At 55.5% G+C, this 16,122-nt stretch carries 18 protein-coding genes; 10 read left to right on the top strand and 8 right to left on the bottom strand.

Features of this window, described 5'->3' with window-relative positions; all coding sequences use genetic code 11:
- The 4 genes from trpCF to ETA_RS09110 all read left to right on the top strand — a co-directional run bounded on the left by trpCF (window position 1) and on the right by ETA_RS09110 (window position 3,843).
- Window positions 1-1,362, top strand: a complete 1,362-nt coding sequence (gene trpCF, locus ETA_RS09125) for a bifunctional indole-3-glycerol-phosphate synthase TrpC/phosphoribosylanthranilate isomerase TrpF (protein ID WP_012441340.1) — start codon at window positions 1-3, stop codon at window positions 1,360-1,362.
- A gap of 14 nt (window positions 1,363-1,376) precedes the next feature.
- Window positions 1,377-2,567 (top strand): tryptophan synthase subunit beta, encoded by a 1,191-nt coding sequence (gene trpB, locus ETA_RS09120; RefSeq protein WP_012441339.1) that lies wholly within the window; start codon window positions 1,377-1,379, stop codon window positions 2,565-2,567.
- On the top strand, window positions 2,567-3,373 hold the full coding sequence (trpA, locus tag ETA_RS09115) for a tryptophan synthase subunit alpha (RefSeq protein WP_012441338.1): 807 nt from the start codon (window positions 2,567-2,569) through the stop codon (window positions 3,371-3,373). The genes trpB and trpA overlap by 1 nt, the downstream gene beginning before the upstream one ends.
- Before the next feature lie 155 nt (window positions 3,374-3,528).
- Window positions 3,529-3,843: a BON domain-containing protein gene (locus ETA_RS09110; protein WP_012441337.1), complete on the top strand. Its 315-nt coding sequence runs from the start codon at window positions 3,529-3,531 to the stop codon at window positions 3,841-3,843.
- Between the two features lie 50 nt (window positions 3,844-3,893).
- On the opposite strand, the gene ompW is transcribed toward ETA_RS09110, so the two are convergent.
- Window positions 3,894-4,526: an outer membrane protein OmpW gene (gene ompW, locus ETA_RS09105; protein WP_012441336.1), complete on the bottom strand. Its 633-nt coding sequence runs from the start codon at window positions 4,524-4,526 to the stop codon at window positions 3,894-3,896.
- A gap of 385 nt (window positions 4,527-4,911) precedes the next feature.
- Between ompW and ETA_RS09100 the strand changes: the two genes are divergently transcribed.
- From ETA_RS09100 to yciA, 3 genes are all read left to right on the top strand, one after another.
- On the top strand, window positions 4,912-5,649 hold the full coding sequence (locus ETA_RS09100; protein WP_012441335.1) for a YciC family protein: 738 nt from the start codon (window positions 4,912-4,914) through the stop codon (window positions 5,647-5,649).
- A gap of 76 nt (window positions 5,650-5,725) precedes the next feature.
- Window positions 5,726-6,262 carry a septation protein A gene (locus ETA_RS09095; RefSeq protein ID WP_012441334.1) on the top strand — a complete coding sequence of 179 codons (537 nt, stop codon included), beginning with the start codon at window positions 5,726-5,728 and terminating at the stop codon, window positions 6,260-6,262.
- A 76-nt stretch (window positions 6,263-6,338) separates the two neighbouring features.
- On the top strand, window positions 6,339-6,767 hold the full coding sequence (gene yciA / locus ETA_RS09090) for an acyl-CoA thioester hydrolase YciA (protein WP_012441333.1): 429 nt from the start codon (window positions 6,339-6,341) through the stop codon (window positions 6,765-6,767).
- A gap of 80 nt (window positions 6,768-6,847) precedes the next feature.
- On the opposite strand, the gene tonB is transcribed toward yciA, so the two are convergent.
- Window positions 6,848-7,597: a TonB system transport protein TonB gene (tonB, locus tag ETA_RS09085; RefSeq protein WP_012441332.1), complete on the bottom strand. Its 750-nt coding sequence runs from the start codon at window positions 7,595-7,597 to the stop codon at window positions 6,848-6,850.
- Between the two features lie 202 nt (window positions 7,598-7,799).
- Between tonB and ETA_RS09080 the strand changes: the two genes are divergently transcribed.
- A complete protein-coding gene (locus ETA_RS09080) occupies window positions 7,800-8,096 on the top strand; it encodes a YciI family protein (protein WP_012441331.1) in 297 nt (98 codons plus the stop codon).
- Window positions 8,097-8,115: 19 nt separating this feature from the next.
- Here the strand turns inward: ETA_RS09080 and ETA_RS19930 are convergent, their stop codons facing one another.
- Window positions 8,116-8,289 carry a YciY family protein gene (locus ETA_RS19930; RefSeq protein ID WP_012441330.1) on the bottom strand — a complete coding sequence of 58 codons (174 nt, stop codon included), beginning with the start codon at window positions 8,287-8,289 and terminating at the stop codon, window positions 8,116-8,118.
- 172 nt (window positions 8,290-8,461) lie between these two features.
- Between ETA_RS19930 and cls the strand changes: the two genes are divergently transcribed.
- Together cls and ETA_RS09070 are read left to right on the top strand one after the other, a co-directional pair.
- The gene (gene cls / locus ETA_RS09075; protein WP_012441329.1) at window positions 8,462-9,922 is read left to right on the top strand and encodes a cardiolipin synthase; all 1,461 of its coding nucleotides are present in this window, start codon (window positions 8,462-8,464) and stop codon (window positions 9,920-9,922) included.
- A 50-nt stretch (window positions 9,923-9,972) separates the two neighbouring features.
- Complete coding sequence (locus ETA_RS09070) at window positions 9,973-10,296, top strand: HI1450 family dsDNA-mimic protein (protein WP_012441328.1); 324 nt, start codon at window positions 9,973-9,975, stop codon at window positions 10,294-10,296.
- 109 nt (window positions 10,297-10,405) lie between these two features.
- On the opposite strand, the gene oppF is transcribed toward ETA_RS09070, so the two are convergent.
- The 5 genes from oppF to oppA form a co-directional block, all read right to left on the bottom strand.
- Window positions 10,406-11,407 carry a murein tripeptide/oligopeptide ABC transporter ATP binding protein OppF gene (gene oppF, locus ETA_RS09065; RefSeq protein ID WP_012441327.1) on the bottom strand — a complete coding sequence of 334 codons (1,002 nt, stop codon included), beginning with the start codon at window positions 11,405-11,407 and terminating at the stop codon, window positions 10,406-10,408.
- On the bottom strand, window positions 11,404-12,420 hold the full coding sequence (gene oppD / locus ETA_RS09060) for an ABC transporter ATP-binding protein (RefSeq protein WP_012441326.1): 1,017 nt from the start codon (window positions 12,418-12,420) through the stop codon (window positions 11,404-11,406). The genes oppF and oppD overlap by 4 nt, the downstream gene beginning before the upstream one ends.
- Before the next feature lie 11 nt (window positions 12,421-12,431).
- Complete coding sequence (oppC, locus tag ETA_RS09055) at window positions 12,432-13,340, bottom strand: oligopeptide ABC transporter permease OppC (protein ID WP_012441325.1); 909 nt, start codon at window positions 13,338-13,340, stop codon at window positions 12,432-12,434.
- A 13-nt stretch (window positions 13,341-13,353) separates the two neighbouring features.
- Complete coding sequence (gene oppB / locus ETA_RS09050) at window positions 13,354-14,274, bottom strand: oligopeptide ABC transporter permease OppB (protein WP_012441324.1); 921 nt, start codon at window positions 14,272-14,274, stop codon at window positions 13,354-13,356.
- An 85-nt stretch (window positions 14,275-14,359) separates the two neighbouring features.
- Window positions 14,360-15,991 carry an oligopeptide ABC transporter substrate-binding protein OppA gene (oppA, locus tag ETA_RS09045; RefSeq protein WP_012441323.1) on the bottom strand — a complete coding sequence of 544 codons (1,632 nt, stop codon included), beginning with the start codon at window positions 15,989-15,991 and terminating at the stop codon, window positions 14,360-14,362.
- Between the last annotated feature and the right edge of the window lie 131 nt (window positions 15,992-16,122).

The raw sequence follows: 16,122 nt of genomic DNA, 5'->3' as shown, positions 1-16,122 counted from the left end.
ATGCAGGAAACCGTACTTGACCAAATTGTACGCGATAAAGCCGTCTGGCTTGCGGCACGCCAGCAGCAGCAGCCGCTGGCATCATTTCAAAATGATGTTGTGCCGTCTACGCGCAGTTTCTACGACGCCCTGAAGGGCACGCGTACCGCATTTATTCTCGAATGCAAAAAGGCCTCTCCGTCCAAAGGGATGATCCGTAAGGACTTTGACCCGGCGGTCATTGCCGGAGTGTATCGGGATTATGCCTCGGCGATATCCGTATTGACCGACGAGAAGTATTTCCAGGGGAGCTTCGACTTTCTCCCCATCGTCAGTGCCGCCGTCAGTCAGCCGGTGCTGTGCAAAGACTTTATTATCGACCCGTATCAGATCTATCTGGCGCGCTACTCTCAGGCTGACGCCATTCTGCTGATGCTATCGGTCGTGAACGACGAGCAGTATCGCCAGCTGGCGGCCGTAGCGCACAGCCTGAATATGGGCGTACTGACGGAAGCCATCAGCGATGAAGAACTTGAGCGCGCCACCGCGCTGGGCGCTAAAGTGGTCGGCATTAACAATCGCGATCTGCGCGATCTGTCTATCGACCTGGATCGCACCCGCCGCCTGGCACCCAAAGTGGCCCATGGCGTCACGGTCATCAGTGAGTCTGGTATCAACAGCTATGCCCAGGTGCGCGAGCTGAGCCATTTTGCCAACGGCTTCCTGATAGGTTCGGCGCTGATGTCTGAAGATAACCTCGCCGCTGCCGTACGGCGGGTGATCGTTGGCGACAACAAGGTATGTGGGCTAACCCGGCCACAGGATGCGCAGAGCGCGCTGGAGTGCGGGGCTATTTACGGTGGGCTGATCTTTGCCGCCGGCTCGCCGCGTCAGATTGACGTAACACGGGCCCAGGAAGTGATCGCCGCCGCCGCACTGAAGTATGTTGGCGTGTTCCGCAATAACAGCACAAGTGACGTTGTCACTATGGCGCAGCGGCTTAACCTGCATGCGGTACAGCTGCACGGCGATGAAGACCGTGAGTATATCAGCCGGCTGCGCGCCGACCTGCCGGCCAATGTGCAGATCTGGAAAGCCTTTAGCATCAGCACCAGCCTGCCCGCGCGCGACTGGCCGCACGTCGATCGCTACGTATTCGACCAGGGAAATGGCGGCAGCGGTAAAGCCTTTGACTGGTCGCTGTTAAAGGATGAGAAGCTGGATAACGTCCTGCTGGCCGGTGGCCTGGGTGCGGATAACTGCGTGCTGGCCGCCCAGCAGGGCTGTGCCGGTCTGGACTTTAATTCCGGCCTGGAAAGCGAACCCGGCATCAAAGATGCGGCAAAAATGGCTTCCGTGTTCCAGACGCTGAAAGCCTACTGATTAAGAGAGACAACATGACACGTTTAAATCCTTATTTTGGTGAGTTTGGCGGTATGTATGTGCCGCAGATCCTGATGCCTGCCCTGCTGCAGCTGGAAGATGCCTTTATCAGCGCGCAGAGCGACCCGGCATTCCAAGCCGAATTTACCGACCTGCTGAAAAATTATGCCGGACGTCCTACCGCGCTGACGCGATGTCTGAACCTGACCAAAGGCAGCAAAACGCGCCTTTATCTCAAGCGTGAAGACCTACTGCACGGCGGCGCGCACAAGACTAACCAGGTCCTTGGCCAGGCGTTGCTGGCAAAACGCATGGGCAAAAAAGAAATTATTGCCGAAACGGGAGCCGGTCAGCACGGCGTTGCCTCGGCGCTGGCCTGCGCGCTGCTTGGCCTGAAATGCCGTATTTATATGGGCGCGAAGGACATTGAACGCCAGTCGCCTAATTTGTTCCGTATGCGTCTGATGGGCGCAGAAGTGATCCCGGTGCACAGCGGTTCCGCCACCCTGAAAGATGCCTGCAATGAAGCGCTGCGCGACTGGTCCGGCAGCTATGAAACCGCTCACTATATGCTGGGCACCGCAGCAGGCCCGCATCCGTTCCCGACCATCGTGCGCGAATTCCAGCGCATGATTGGTGAAGAGACCAAAGCCCAGATCCTGCAACAGGAAGGTCGCCTGCCCGATGCCGTGATAGCCTGCGTCGGCGGGGGTTCGAACGCCATCGGCATGTTTGCCGACTTTATCGATGAGCCGGGCGTCGAGCTGATTGGCGTGGAGCCAGGCGGTCACGGTATTGAAAGCGGCGAACATGGCGCTCCGCTCAAGCACGGACGCGTGGGTATTTATTTCGGTATGAAGTCGCCGATGATGCAAACCGCAGACGGGCAGATCGAAGAATCTTATTCTATTTCAGCCGGTCTCGACTTCCCTTCCGTCGGGCCGCAGCATGCGCATCTTAACAGTATCGGCCGGGCGAACTACGTGTCGATCACCGATGAAGAAGCGCTGGACGCCTTCAAAGCGCTGTGCCGTAGCGAAGGGATCATCCCGGCGCTGGAGTCTTCGCACGCGCTGGCCCATGCGCTGAAGATGATGCGCGAGGCCCCGGAAAAAGAGCAGCTGCTGGTGGTTAATCTTTCCGGACGGGGTGACAAAGATATTTTCACCGTGCACGACATCCTTACCGCTAAGGGAGAAATCTGATGGAGCGTTACGATCTCTGTTTCAAACGCCTGGCCGAAAAACAGGAGGGCGCGTTTGTTCCCTTCGTCACCCTCGGCGACCCAACGCCGGAGCTGTCGTTGCAGATTATCGACGCGCTGGTGGCGGGCGGTGCCGATGCCCTTGAGCTGGGTATCCCTTTCTCCGATCCGCTGGCGGATGGCCCCACCATCCAGAATGCAAACCTGCGCGCCTTCGCGGCCGGCGTCACGCCAGAGCACTGTTTTGACATGCTGGCGGCTATCCGCCAGAAATACCCGGACATGCCGATTGGCCTGCTGATGTACGCTAACCTGGTGTTTTCCAACGGCATTGATAGCTTCTATGCCCGTTGCCAGCAGGTTGGCGTGGATTCGGTGCTGGTGGCCGATGTGCCGGTTGAAGAGTCTGCGCCTTTCCGCCAGGCAGCGATGCGACACAACGTTGCGCCAATTTTCATCTGCCCGCCAAACGCCGGTGACGATTTGCTGCGTGAAATTTCCTCTCACGGTCGGGGTTATACCTATCTGCTGTCCCGTGCCGGGGTGACCGGTTCAGAAACCCGCGCCAGCCTGCCGCTTAAACATCTGGTGGATAAACTGCGCGAATATCACGCTGCCCCGGCACTGCAGGGCTTTGGTATTTCTGAAGCTTCACAGGTGCAGCAGGCGATTTCCGCCGGGGCGGCAGGCGCTATTTCAGGCTCAGCGGTGGTCAGGATCATCGAGAAGCACCTGAACGACCCTGCGCTGATGCTGTCGGAGCTGACCGCCTTTGCCGCCAGCCTGAAGGCAGCGACCCGGAGCTAATCCAGTAAGATGCCTTATCTTCGCGGTAAGGCGTTATTTTCTTTCTGTTTATCACCACTGAAAATTTGCATTTATTGCGGTTGTAGACAAAGCTTATCGAAGACCGCCTTTTGTCGGTTATAACCTAAAAAAATGTAATAACAGGGAGTGATGCAATGAAATGGTTTAAAGTCTTGTCCGGTATGGTCATTGCCGCCGTTGTCGCGTTATCTGTCAGTGCCTGTGCACCCACCGCGACGAAAGAAGGTACCGGCGGTTATATTGATGATACGGTAGTCACCACTAAGGTTAAAACGGCGCTGCTGGGCGATAAATCACTCAAGTCGACCGAAATCAACGTCGAGACGTTTAAAGGCCGTGTTCAGCTGAGTGGCTTTGTTATCTCACCTCAGGCAGCAAATCGTGCGGTGCAGGTTACCCGTGGCGTAGCCGGTGTGAAATCTGTTGTCAATAATATGCAGATTAAGTAATCAGTAACACTCTTCAATAAGGCGCGACTCTCGCGCCTTTTTTAATTCCGTTAGAAGCGGTAACCCGCACCGATAAAGAATACCCAGGGATTGATGCGGGTATCAATGCTCTGTCGGCTGTCCCCGGCGTTGAAGCTCACCTTAGTGTCGATGTTCATGTACCACAGCGAGGCGTTCAGCATCCATTCAGGCGTCAGCTGGTAGTCCATGCCCACCTGCCCGGCCACTCCCCAGCTGTTTTTTACGCTCAGATCGCTCAGCCCCGCATCGCGCCCCGTCTGGTTGAAGTCGGTATGGTAGAACATCGTGTAGTTGACGCCGATCCCCGCATACGGCTGCCATTTACTGGCATCATCCATAAAGTACCACTGCGCCATCAGCGTCGGCGGCAGCTGGCGCACCGTCGCCAGCGTACCGGTTGGACCAAGCCCCACTTTGTGGCGAAACGGCGTGGCTCCCAGTAATTCAATACCAATATGATCGGTTGCCATCCAGGTCAAGGTCAGGCCAAGCTGGGTGTTATTATCAACGCTGAATTCACCCAGTCCCAGCACATCATCAGATCCGCTGGTTGGACGCACGGTCGCCGACCCTGCTCGCATAAAGAAATCCCCGGCCTGATGGGCCGACGCGACGACCGGAAGCACGGCGATGACCGCCAGTGCGAGTGCTCTCAACTTCATCACCACTCCTCTGCTTTAAATTTTTATCGTATTGTCCTGATATGACCCGCGTAGGGGCCTTTAGCAAAATCAGGCGACACATTTTTACCCCGATTAACGCCAAAGATCATGCGAATCGATGACAATAAAGTCGATATAAAACAAAGAGTTGATTTAGATCAATTTCGGCAACGGTCTGGGCCGCCGGATCCCATTCCAAAGGCCAGTCATTGGCCCTTATATACCTGTCGCTCACCGTGACGATACGCTGACGTTACGCAGCGTTAAGGCGCTCTCCCTGGCTAATTGCCTTTCTAAACGAAAGTTATGTCAATCAAGGTGCCAGTACCCCTTTAGAGCATGTACAATCTCCGGGTCTTTAAACCGGCCTTATCAAGGAGAGTACATGTCAATCACGGCGGGTTCGCTATACCGTGACACGGGAAATTTTTTCCGCCACCAGCTGGTCACCATCGTATTGATGGCGTTGCTGACTTCATTTATCACCATGCTTATCGGCAAGGCGTTGACGCCAGGCGCCGATCAGATGCAGATCCTCGGTGATGGAATGGCGGATTCTGCCAGCAGCCTGATGGAGATAGTGCGCGGCATGTCGCCAGAGCAGCAGCAGGTGCTGCTACACGCGTCTGCCGCCGGGACTTTTGCCTCTCTGGTTGGGAATGTGCTGCTGCTGGGCGGTATGCTAAGCCTGATCCCGATGGTCTCGTCCGGGCAGCGGGTCAGCGCACTTCGCGCTATTGGCGCATCCGCGCCTTATCTGGCACGTCTGCTGCTGCTGACCTTCCTGATGACGCTGGTGATACAGCTCGGCTTTATGGTTCTGGTGGTTCCGGGCGTCCTGCTGGCGATCACTCTGGCACTGTCACCGATGATTATGACCACGGAGAAGGTCGGCGTCTTCGCGGCGATGCGCACCAGCGTTCGCCTCGGCTGGAGCCACATGAAAACCATCGCTCCCGCGGTTATGCTTTGGATCGTGGCAAAACTGCTCCTGCTGCTGCTGGCCTCTGCGCTGCTGGTGCTGCCACCGGACGTGGCATCCGTGGTGATCAATGCGCTGAGCAACCTGCTTTCAGCCATAATAATTATTTATTTGTCTCGTCTGTATATGCTGTTACGTTAATGAACAGTGAATGCCTCGACTGAGGCATTTCATTGCATAATGATATTTTCGCATTCGCCTGTTACTGGAAGCCGCTATGAAGCAGTTGCTCGACTTTCTCCCCCTCGTGGTATTTTTTATTTTTTACAAGCTCTACGACATTTTCGTTGCGTCCGGCGCGCTGATCGTTGCTTCCGCTATCGCGCTCGCCGTCAGCTGGCTGCTCTATCGCAAAGTGGAAAAAATGGCGCTATTCACCTTTGCCCTGGTTGCCATCTTCGGCACCCTGACGATAGCCCTGCACAATCCTGATTTTATAAAATGGAAGGTGACCATTATTTACGGGCTGTTCACTCTCGCCCTGCTGTTCAGCCACTGGTTTATGCAGCAGCCGTTGATCCAGAAGATGCTGGGTAAAGAGATCAGGCTGCCGACGACCGCCTGGCGCCGCCTGAACATAGCCTGGGCACTGTTTTTCCTGGCCTGCGGATTAGCCAATATTTACGTGGCGTTCTGGCTTTCCCAGGATACGTGGATGAACTTTAAAGTCTTTGGCTTAAGCGGCCTGACGCTGCTGTTTACCCTGTTGAGCGGCATCTATATTTATCGCCTGATGCCACAAGACGAAAAGTAACCGAGGGTCGCCCGGCAAACCTCTTGCCGGGCGGATAAAATAAGACAACACCTGCAACTCATTCAAAGAGCATATCATGAGCGAATCACAGAGAACCCCGCAGGGCGAAATGGTGCTGCGCACGCTCGCCATGCCGGCTGATACCAATGCGAACGGCGATATTTTTGGCGGCTGGCTGATGTCACAAATGGACATGGGCGGGGCTATTTTGGCCAAGGAAATGGCCGGAGGACGTGTGGTAACCGTACGGGCTGACGGTATGACCTTTTTGAAACCGGTTGCGGTGGGTGATGTGGTTTCCTGCCACGCGCGCTGCATTCGTACAGGCACTAGCTCTATCACGATCAATATTGAGGTGTGGATCAAAAAGGTGTCATCGGAACCGATTGGTCAACGCTACTGCACCACCGAAGCGGTATTTATCTACGTTGCGGTCGATAAGGAAGGAAAACCCCGCCCGTTGCCGCAGGGGAAAGACCACCAGGATCTGGAGCCGCAAAAATAATTTCCTGACGTTTATCTCCGGGCGCTGATAAACATTTGCGCCCGGAGCTTACCAGGATGCCGCGTGTCACGGTCTTATTTTTACTCGATGCTGGACCCACCGTTAATCTTAAACTGGATGTTCATGGTGAGGTCTTTTCCGGGTTTCCCCGCTTCATAACGCCACTTGCGCATTGCCTGCTTCACCTCACGCTCAAACATATTGCGCGGTTCCGCGGACAATATGCGGATGTTGTCTACCTGCCCCGCTCCGTCAACGTCAAACTGCACGCGTACCTTTCCTTCTATACGCAGTGCAAACGCACGGGCAGGATAAGACGGCTTACCTACGTTCAACGCACGCGGCCCGGCGGATACTGCATTGGACGGTGAGGGTGAACTTTTCGGGGCGGTTGACGGTTTAGTCTGTTCGGCTGGCCGGGTCTCAAGCGGCGCGGACGGGTGCGGCTTAACCTGAGGCTTCGGCTTCACCACCTCCTTCTTCACCGGTTTCGGCTTGGGCTTAGGCTCAGGTTTAGGTTCTGGCTTGGGCTCAGGCTTTGGTTCTGGTTTCGGGATGGCCACCGGCTCCGTTACGGGAGGTTCCGGTACGGGTTCGGGTTCAGGTGCGGCTTCCGGTTCGGGCACTAAATCTGTCGGCGCTGCCTGTGGCTCCGGCTGCATTTCAGGTGCCACCATCGATACGCTGATTGGCTGAGAAGCTTTGGGCATGTCCACGACCTGATGGAAGGAGGCATACAGCATGGCCCCAATGACCGCTCCATGCAGTAGGATCGAGCCAAGCAGCGGCAACGGTGAGCGGCGGGGTAAATCGTTTATCAGCGTCGTCATAATCTTTCTGGTCAAAATGTGAAGGGACGATTTTAAATGCAAATAGCAATCAATTTCAACAAACGCGCCAGGATAATCGCGGGTTAACGCCTTAAAGTTTATCAAACCGCCCTTAATTGCCGCCGTATAATCTTTAGTTTGCACTCATGTTGACGATCGCTTAACGTGAACCCGAATCTCACCCCCCGACAGGAGTTCTTAAGTGCTGTACGTAATTTACGCTGAAGATAATACAGACTCTCTGGAAAAACGCGCTGTCGTGCGCCCCGCGCACGTTGCCCGCCTGCAGGTACTGCGTGACGAAGGGCGTCTTATCATCGCCGGGCCGATGCCAGCGGTAGACAGCAACGAACCGGGTATCGCGGGGTTTAGTGGTTCAACCATCATTGCCGAATTCACTTCGCTGGAAGCCGCACAGGTGTGGGCAAAGGACGATCCATACGTTGCCGCGGGGGTCTACAAACAGGTCACGGTAAAACCCTTTAAGCGCACCTTCTGACCCTCCGTTGTTCAGGCGGTTAAGGCACCTGGGTGATAAACAGAATTGAGCGGCGCTGCTGCTGACCGGGCTGATGTCGGAACCCGTGCATGCGTCCATAGCGACGTGACTGTCCCTCTAACCAGCGCGCCCGGCGGCGCTGGGCCTGACGTATCATTCGCCAACGCGCCACTTCTGCTGTGCCTCGCCTCATGGCACCCTCTGTCTGAATATTTTATTGATAAGGAAACTCACGGCGCATGATAGATCTCCCCTGCTCTTCATCAGGTCCGATCTCTTTCAGCCGTTGAGTGCTTTAAGGTTTTCAGCGCGGTGATCTGCACGTAAACTCACAACACTTATGTGTGAACGGGACTATTCACTTAATGACCACTTTTTACACCGTGATGAGCTGGCTGTTGGTATTCGGTTACTGGTTATTGATTGCCGGCGTCACCCTGCGCATCCTGATGAAGCGGCGTGCGGTGCCCTCTGCAATGGCATGGCTGCTGATTATCTATATTCTGCCGCTGGTGGGGATCATCGCTTACCTCTCGCTTGGTGAGCTGCATCTGGGCAAGCGACGGGCCGAGCGGGCCCGCACCATGTGGCCTTCTACCGCCCGCTGGCTGAACGATTTGAAATCCAGTCATCATATCTTTGCCAAAGAGAACAGCGACGTTGCCCAGGCGCTATTCCAGCTGTGTGAAAAGCGCCAGGGCATTGCTGGCGTCAAGGGTAACCAGCTGCAGCTGCTAACCAGTACTGATGAAACGTTAAGCACGCTGGTGCGAGATATTGAGCTGGCACGCCATAACATTGAGATGGTTTTTTATATCTGGCAACCCGGCGGTCACGCTGATGATGTCGCAGAGGCGCTGATGGCGGCCGCACGGCGCGGCGTGCACTGTCGTCTGCTGCTCGACTCTGCCGGCAGCGTCACCTTTTTCCGCAGCCCCTGGCCGGCGATGATGCGCAATGCCGGGGTTGACGTGGTTGAAGCGCTGCGCGTCAGCCTGCTACGCGTCTTCCTGCGCCGCATGGATTTACGCCAGCACCGCAAAGTGGTGCTGATTGATAATTACATCGCCTATACCGGCAGCATGAATCTGGTAGATCCACGTTTTTTCAAACAGAATGCCGGTGTAGGTCAGTGGGTCGACCTGATGGCCCGTATGGAAGGCCCGGTGGCAACCACCATGGGGATTATTTATTCCTGCGACTGGGAAATTGAAACCGGCAGGCGCATTTTGCCTCCTCCGCCCGATGACAACGTGATGCCGTTTGAGCAGGAGAGTGGCCATACGATCCAGGTGATCGCCTCCGGCCCCGGCTTCCCGGAGGACATGATCCACCAGGCGTTGCTAACGGCGGTCTATTCGGCGCGTGAGCAGCTGATTATGACCACGCCCTACTTAGTGCCCAGCGACGATCTGCTGCATGCCATCTGCACGGCGGCTTATCGCGGCGTTGAGGTGAGCATTATCGTCCCGCGCCATATCGATTCGATGCTGGTGCGCTGGGCGAGCAGAGCCTTCTTTGGCGAGCTGCTGGCTGCCGGCGTGAAAATTTATCAGTTTGAGGGCGGCCTGCTGCACAGCAAAAGTATTTTAGTTGACGGTCAGCTAAGCCTGGTCGGCACCGTCAATCTTGATATGCGCAGCCTGTGGCTCAACTTTGAGATCACGCTGGTGATAGATGATGACGGATTCGGCAGCGATCTGGCACGGGTTCAGGAGGATTATATTGCCCGCTCGCGTCTGGTCGATGCTAAACGTTGGGCGCACCGCGCCTACTGGCAACGTATTGTTGAACGACTGTTTTACTTCTTCAGCCCATTACTGTAAAACGAGCCGAAATGCACAGCAGCGGCCCCACGGGCCATACAGGAACGATTATGGATTTGAACAACCGACTGAGCGAAGACGAAACGCTGGAACAGGCTTACGATATTTTCCTTGAGTTGGCCGTGGATAATCTCGACCCCGCCGATGTCATCCTGTTCAATCTTCAGTTTGAGGAGCGCGGCGGTGCTGAACTGCACGATCCTGCCGAAGACTGGGCAGAACACGTCGACTTCGATCTTAATCCAGACTTTTTCGCAGAGGTGCTTATCGGTCTTGGCGAAGCAGACGGAGAGCCGATAACCGACGTGTTTGCCCGCGTGCTGATCTGCCGTGAGAAAGACCACAAGCTGTGCCATATTCTATGGAAAGAGTAGGTTATTCGGCGAGTTAAGTCGGACCGACATGCCGGGCAATGAGTGACACTGCCGGAATGATTTGGCCAGGCTTTTCTGCAAGGCCAAATCAGGCTCGGTGAGCGACGTATCAGAGCGGATCGACCCTCAGGCAGGAAACCGCATGGCGGAAGCTACCTTCGAGCAGCGGGCGCGTTTTAGCACATTCCGGTCCGGCAATCGGACAGCGGGTGCGAAAAACGCAGCCGGACGGGGGATCGATCGGTGATGGCAACTCCCCTTCCAATAACTCGATAGTCTTATTTTTCTCCAGGTCGGGGTCGGGGATTGGCACCGCCGACATCAGCGCACGGGTATAGGGGTGCTGCGGGTTCTGGTACACTTCGTCATAGGTGCCAAGCTCCACCGGATGACCGAGATACATTACCAGCACGCGGTCAGAAATATGCTTGACCACCGCCAGGTCGTGCGCGATAAAGATCAGTGACAGCCCCATCTCACGCTGTAAGCTCTGCAACAGATTAACCACCTGCGCCTGAATCGACACGTCCAGTGCCGAAACCGGCTCATCGCAGATAATCAGTTTAGGTTCCAGAATCAGAGCGCGTGCGATACCGATGCGCTGGCACTGACCGCCAGAGAACTCGTGCGGATAGCGGTTAATCAGATTTGGCAGTAATCCCACCTTCATCATCATCGCTTTCACGCGCTCTTTTACCTCCTCACGATCCATCTTCGGGTGATAGGTACGTAAGGGCTCTGCGATAATATCCCCAATGGTCATACGCGGATTGAGTGAAGCCAGCGGATCCTGGAATATCATCTGAATGTCACTGCGTGCGGCGCGCCACTGTTCGGCGCTCTGACCAATCAAATCACGCCCCAGCCACGCCACGCGCCCGTCGGTGGCTTTTACCAGTCCGATAATCGCGCGCGCCAGCGTGGATTTGCCACAGCCTGACTCGCCAACGATGCCCAGCGTTTCGCCTTCATATAACCGCAGGCTGATGCCGTCCACCGCCTTCAGGGTTTTTGGTGCCTGCCAGAACCACTGCCGGCCGTCTTTAATATCGAAATGCACCTTCAGATCGGCAATTTCCAGCAGGACCTTTTTTTCTGCCACGCTATTCATACCAACGCCTCCACAGGTTTGAAGCAGGCGCGCATGCGGCCCGGCTCAAAGACCTCAAGCGGCGGAGCCGTTGCGCAGATCGCCATCGCATGTGGGCAGCGTGGCTGGAACGGACAGCCTTTCGGCAGACGCAGCAGGTTCGGCGGATTGCCAGGGATGGTAATCAGCGACTCCCCGTCCTGTGCATCAAGACGCGGCACCGCGTTAAGCAGGCCAATTGAGTATGGGTGCGTAGGCTGATAGAAGATATGGCGCGCATCGCCGTATTCCATCGTGCGCCCGGCATACATCACCAGCACGCGGTCGCAGATGCCCGCCACGACGCCGAGATCGTGGGTGATCATGATGATTGCGGTATTAAACTCGCGCTTCAGTTCATTCAGCAAGGTCATGATTTGTGCCTGAACGGTCACGTCGAGCGCGGTGGTTGGCTCATCGGCAATCAGTAATTTAGGCCGGCACAGCAGCGCCATCGCGATCATCACGCGCTGACGCATGCCGCCGGAAAATTCGTGCGGGAACATTTTCATCCGCTTACGCGCTTCGGGCATCTTAACCGCATCGAGCATGCGTACCGACTCTTCAAACGCCTGAGAACCGTTCAGCCCTTTATGCAGTTGCAGTACCTCCATCAGCTGCTCCCCCACGCGCATGTAAGGATTAAGCGAGGTCATCGGGTCCTGGAAGATCATGGCTATCTGCTCGGCACGCAGTTTATTAAGCTGTTTTTCCGGCAGGTTAAGGATCTCTGCCCCGTTGAAACGCGCCGATCCGCCAATGCGCCCGTTGCTGGCCAGCAGCCCCATCAGGGCAAAGGCGGTCTGTGACTTGCCGGAACCGGACTCACCGACGATACCGAGCGTTTCTCCGGCGCGCAGGCTGAAATTCAGGTCGTTGACCGCCGTCACATCACCATCCGGGGTGCTGAAGGTGACGCGCAGATCTTTCACATCCAACAGAGGTTCGCTTCCCTGGTTTTTCGCCGTCGCCGGCTGTAGTTCACATTCGCTCATAGGGAAACTCCTTAACGATCTTTCGGGTCGAGGGCATCACGTAAACCATCGCCAATAAAGTTAAAACAGAACAGGGTAATCACGAGGAACGCAGCCGGATAAAGCAACAGCCAAGGCGAGACCTCCATTGAATTAGCCCCATCACTCAGTAGCGCGCCCCAGCTGCTCAACGGCTCCTGGGTACCCAGGCCAAGGAAGCTAAGGAACGACTCAAACAGGATCATACTCGGCACCAGCAGCGAGGCGTACACCACCACCACCCCAAGTACGTTTGGTACGATATGGCGCAGAACGATATTAAAGGTTGAAACGCCCCCGACCTCAGCGGCCTCAATAAACTCTTTACGCTTCAGGCTCAGTGTCTGACCGCGCACGATACGCGCCATATCCAGCCAGGAGACCATGCCGATAGCAACAAATATCAGCAGGATGTTTTGTCCAAAGAGCGTCACCAGCAGGATAACGAAGAACATAAACGGGAATGAATTGAGGATCTCCAGCAGGCGCATCATTATCGAGTCGGTTTTGCCCCCGAGATATCCCGCCAGGGTGCCGTACAGCGTACCCAGCACCACCGCCACCAGCGCGGCGGCAACGCCTACCATCAGCGAAATACGCCCGCCAAACGCCACGCGCACCAGCAGATCGCGCCCGGAGGAATCCGTACCCATATAATGGCCGGAGGCCAGGTCAGGTGCGGCCGACATCATCGCCCAGTCGGTATCATCGTAGGCAAACGGCGACAGCATCGGCGCCAGCACCACGAACAGCGTCACCAGCAGCAGTACAAACAGGCTGGCCAGCGCCGCGCGGTTATGGATAAAGCGGCGGCGTGCATCCTGCCACAGGCTGCGCCCTTCTATTTCAAGCTTTTCACTGAAGTTATCCAGGGCTTCGCTGTTTTTATTACTTAACATCATGCCAGCTCCAGAATCAGTAACGAATTTTCGGATCGATAACGGCATACAGCACGTCAACAATCGCGTTAAACAAAATGGTTAATGCACCGACCAGAATGGTCAGGCTTAACACCAGCGAATAGTCGCGGTTAAGCGCTCCGTTAACAAACAGCTGTCCGATGCCGGGCAGACCATAAATGGTTTCAATCACCATAGAGCCGGTAATAATGCCGACAAAAGCCGGGCCGAGGTAGGAGAGGACCGGCAGCAGCGCGGGTTTCAGCGCGTGCCGCAGCACGATGCGATGCATCGGCAGGCCTTTGGCGCGGGCGGTGCGGATAAAGTTGGAGTGCAGGACTTCAATCATTGAGCCACGGGTGATGCGCGCGATACTGGCAATATAAGCCAGCGACAGCGCTACCATCGGCAGGATCATGTATTTCAACGCCCCGCCGTTCCAGCCGCCGCCCGGCAACCACTTGAGAATAATAGAGAACAGCAGCACCAGCAGCGGAGCCACCACAAAGCTCGGGATAACAATGCCGGTCATCGCCACCCCCATCACCACATAATCCCATTTGCTATTTTGCTTCAGCGCAGCGATGACCCCGGCGCTGACGCCAAACACCAGCGCAAAGAGAAATGCCGCCGCGCCCAGCTTGGCGGAGACCGGGAAAGAACCCGCGACCAGATCGTTAACCGAGTAATCTTTATATTTGAAAGAGGGGCCAAAATCCCCGTGCGCCAGCTGCTGGAGGTAGCTGAAATACTGTTTCCACATTGGGTCATTGAAGTGGTATTTGGCTTCAATATTAGCCATCACCTCCGGCGTTAGCGCGCGCTCGCTGGTAAACGGACTGCCGGGTGCCAGCCGCATCATAAAGAAAGAGATGGTGATCAGAATAAAGAGCGTTGGGATCGCTTCAAGAAAACGACGCAGAATAAATTTTAACATTGCCCGTACCTGCTGGCGTTAAGCCGCAGCGGCATAACCGCTGCGGTGACATTGCGTTAAACGGGCAGCACGCTGCCCAACCTGCTTAATGTTTAATAATATACAGATCTTTGTCGTGGATATTATCCAACGGATCTTTTCCGTTATAACCGCCAACCCAGGGTTTTACCAGGCGCAGGTTTTTATAATAATAAACCGGAACGATGCCTGAATCACCGTCGAGGACTTTTTCAGCTGCGGCATAGTCGGCGGCACGTTTGCCTTCATCGCTAGCCTGTAGCGTCGCCTTAACGGCCTGGTCAAATGCCGCGCTCTTATAATGAGAGGTGTTATTGCTGCTGTCCGACAACAGCATATTCACGAAACTGCTGGGTTCATTATAGTCTGCACACCAGGCCGCCCGCGCTACGTCAAAGTTGCCCTGATGGCGGGTATCGATGTAGGTCTTCCACTCCTGGTTTTGCAGCTTAACGTTCACCCCAAGGTTCTTTTTCCAGATGGAGGCAGCGGCAATCGCCAGCTTTTTATGCAGATCGGAGGTGTTGTACAGCAGGTCGAAAGTTAGCGGCTTGTCGGCAGTATAGCCGGCTGCGGCCAGCAGTTTTTTCGCCTCTTCATTACGCTTGTCCTGGGACCAGCTGAACCACTCCGGCGGGGCCAGCTTAATGCCGTCGGTATAAGGAGGAGTGAAGCTGTAGGCCGGGTCTTCACCCTGCGCCTTGACCTTATTCACCAGGATATCGCGATCCAGCCCCAGTTTTAGCGCGGTACGCACGCGCGCGTCGTTAAACGGCGGCTTCTGGTTGTTGATCTCGTAATAGTAGGTGCAGAGATAGGGTTCAGCGTGAATTTCAGCCGGGATCTCTTTTTTCAGCTTTTGATACAGTTCGATCGGCAAATAGTTGAAGGTCATATCGCTGCTGCCGCTGCGATAGCGGTTAGTATCGGTCACTTCCGATGAGATAGGCAGGAAAGTGACCTTGTTCAGCACGGTATGCGCATTATCCCAATACTGCGGGTTGCGCTCCAGCACGATACGTTCGTTTACCACCCACTCTGCGGGCTTATACGCGCCGTTACCAACAAAATTGGCCGGTTGGGTCCACTTTTCACCGAATTTCTCAACCGCCGGCTGATAAACCGGTGACATCGCAGGGTGGATCAGCAGCTTATAAAAATACGGTACGGCATCACTCAGCGTAACCTGTAATGTATGGGGGTCAATGGCCTTGACGCCGAGAGTATCCGGCGACTTTTTGCCAGCAATAATGTCATCGACGTTCAGCAGGTGGCCATATTGCAGATAGCTGGCATAAGGCGACGCGGTTTTGGGTTCGACAAGCCGCTGCCAGCTGTAAACGAAGTCCTGCGCGGTGACCGGCTCGCCGTTTGACCATTTCGCCGCGTCACGCAGATGGAAAATCCATACCTTGCCACCCTCTTTGCTTTCCCAGCTTTCCGCCACGCCGGGGATCACTTTGCCGCTGGCATCGGTGATTGCCAGGCCTTCCAGAATATCGCGATTGATATTGGATTCCGTTACGCCTTCGATCTTGTGCGGATCGAGCGACTGGGGCTCCGCGCCGTTGCCCCTGACCAACTCCTGCTTATCCGCCAGCTGCACGCCCGCCGGAACCTCAGCGGCCCATGCAAGGGTGCCGTTCAGCGCGGCCAAAACGCCAGCGGCTATCAGCGTTGTCTTGATGATATGTTTCATTATTGAGCGACTCCTGTTTTATTTTTACCAACGTGTGCTAGCACCGTGGCTGTCCCCTGTCGGGAAAACTTAGCCGGGCAACGGAACGTGTCTGCCCGGTTTGTTTTTTATAAGCGCTATCATGCGCTTTT

This window comes from Erwinia tasmaniensis Et1/99, assembly GCF_000026185.1.
GTDB classification, from domain to species: Bacteria; Pseudomonadota; Gammaproteobacteria; order Enterobacterales; family Enterobacteriaceae; genus Erwinia; species Erwinia tasmaniensis.
The sequence above is the reverse complement of the archived record's forward strand: the minus strand, read 5'-3'. Positions and strand labels throughout refer to the sequence as shown.

Coding starts and splice junctions, on each gene's coding strand:
- trpCF (WP_012441340.1), top strand. CDS start 1: ATGCAGGAAACCGTACTTGACCAAATTGTACGCGATAAAGCCGTCTGG.
- trpB (WP_012441339.1), top strand. CDS start 1,377: ATGACACGTTTAAATCCTTATTTTGGTGAGTTTGGCGGTATGTATGTG.
- trpA (WP_012441338.1), top strand. CDS start 2,567: ATGGAGCGTTACGATCTCTGTTTCAAACGCCTGGCCGAAAAACAGGAG.
- ETA_RS09110 (WP_012441337.1), top strand. CDS start 3,529: ATGAAATGGTTTAAAGTCTTGTCCGGTATGGTCATTGCCGCCGTTGTC.
- ompW (WP_012441336.1), bottom strand. CDS start 4,526: ATGAAGTTGAGAGCACTCGCACTGGCGGTCATCGCCGTGCTTCCGGTC.
- ETA_RS09100 (WP_012441335.1), top strand. CDS start 4,912: ATGTCAATCACGGCGGGTTCGCTATACCGTGACACGGGAAATTTTTTC.
- ETA_RS09095 (WP_012441334.1), top strand. CDS start 5,726: ATGAAGCAGTTGCTCGACTTTCTCCCCCTCGTGGTATTTTTTATTTTT.
- yciA (WP_012441333.1), top strand. CDS start 6,339: ATGAGCGAATCACAGAGAACCCCGCAGGGCGAAATGGTGCTGCGCACG.
- tonB (WP_012441332.1), bottom strand. CDS start 7,597: ATGACGACGCTGATAAACGATTTACCCCGCCGCTCACCGTTGCCGCTG.
- ETA_RS19930 (WP_012441330.1), bottom strand. CDS start 8,289: ATGAGGCGAGGCACAGCAGAAGTGGCGCGTTGGCGAATGATACGTCAG.
- cls (WP_012441329.1), top strand. CDS start 8,462: ATGACCACTTTTTACACCGTGATGAGCTGGCTGTTGGTATTCGGTTAC.
- ETA_RS09070 (WP_012441328.1), top strand. CDS start 9,973: ATGGATTTGAACAACCGACTGAGCGAAGACGAAACGCTGGAACAGGCT.
- oppF (WP_012441327.1), bottom strand. CDS start 11,407: ATGAATAGCGTGGCAGAAAAAAAGGTCCTGCTGGAAATTGCCGATCTG.
- oppD (WP_012441326.1), bottom strand. CDS start 12,420: ATGAGCGAATGTGAACTACAGCCGGCGACGGCGAAAAACCAGGGAAGC.
- oppC (WP_012441325.1), bottom strand. CDS start 13,340: ATGATGTTAAGTAATAAAAACAGCGAAGCCCTGGATAACTTCAGTGAA.
- oppB (WP_012441324.1), bottom strand. CDS start 14,274: ATGTTAAAATTTATTCTGCGTCGTTTTCTTGAAGCGATCCCAACGCTC.
- oppA (WP_012441323.1), bottom strand. CDS start 15,991: ATGAAACATATCATCAAGACAACGCTGATAGCCGCTGGCGTTTTGGCC.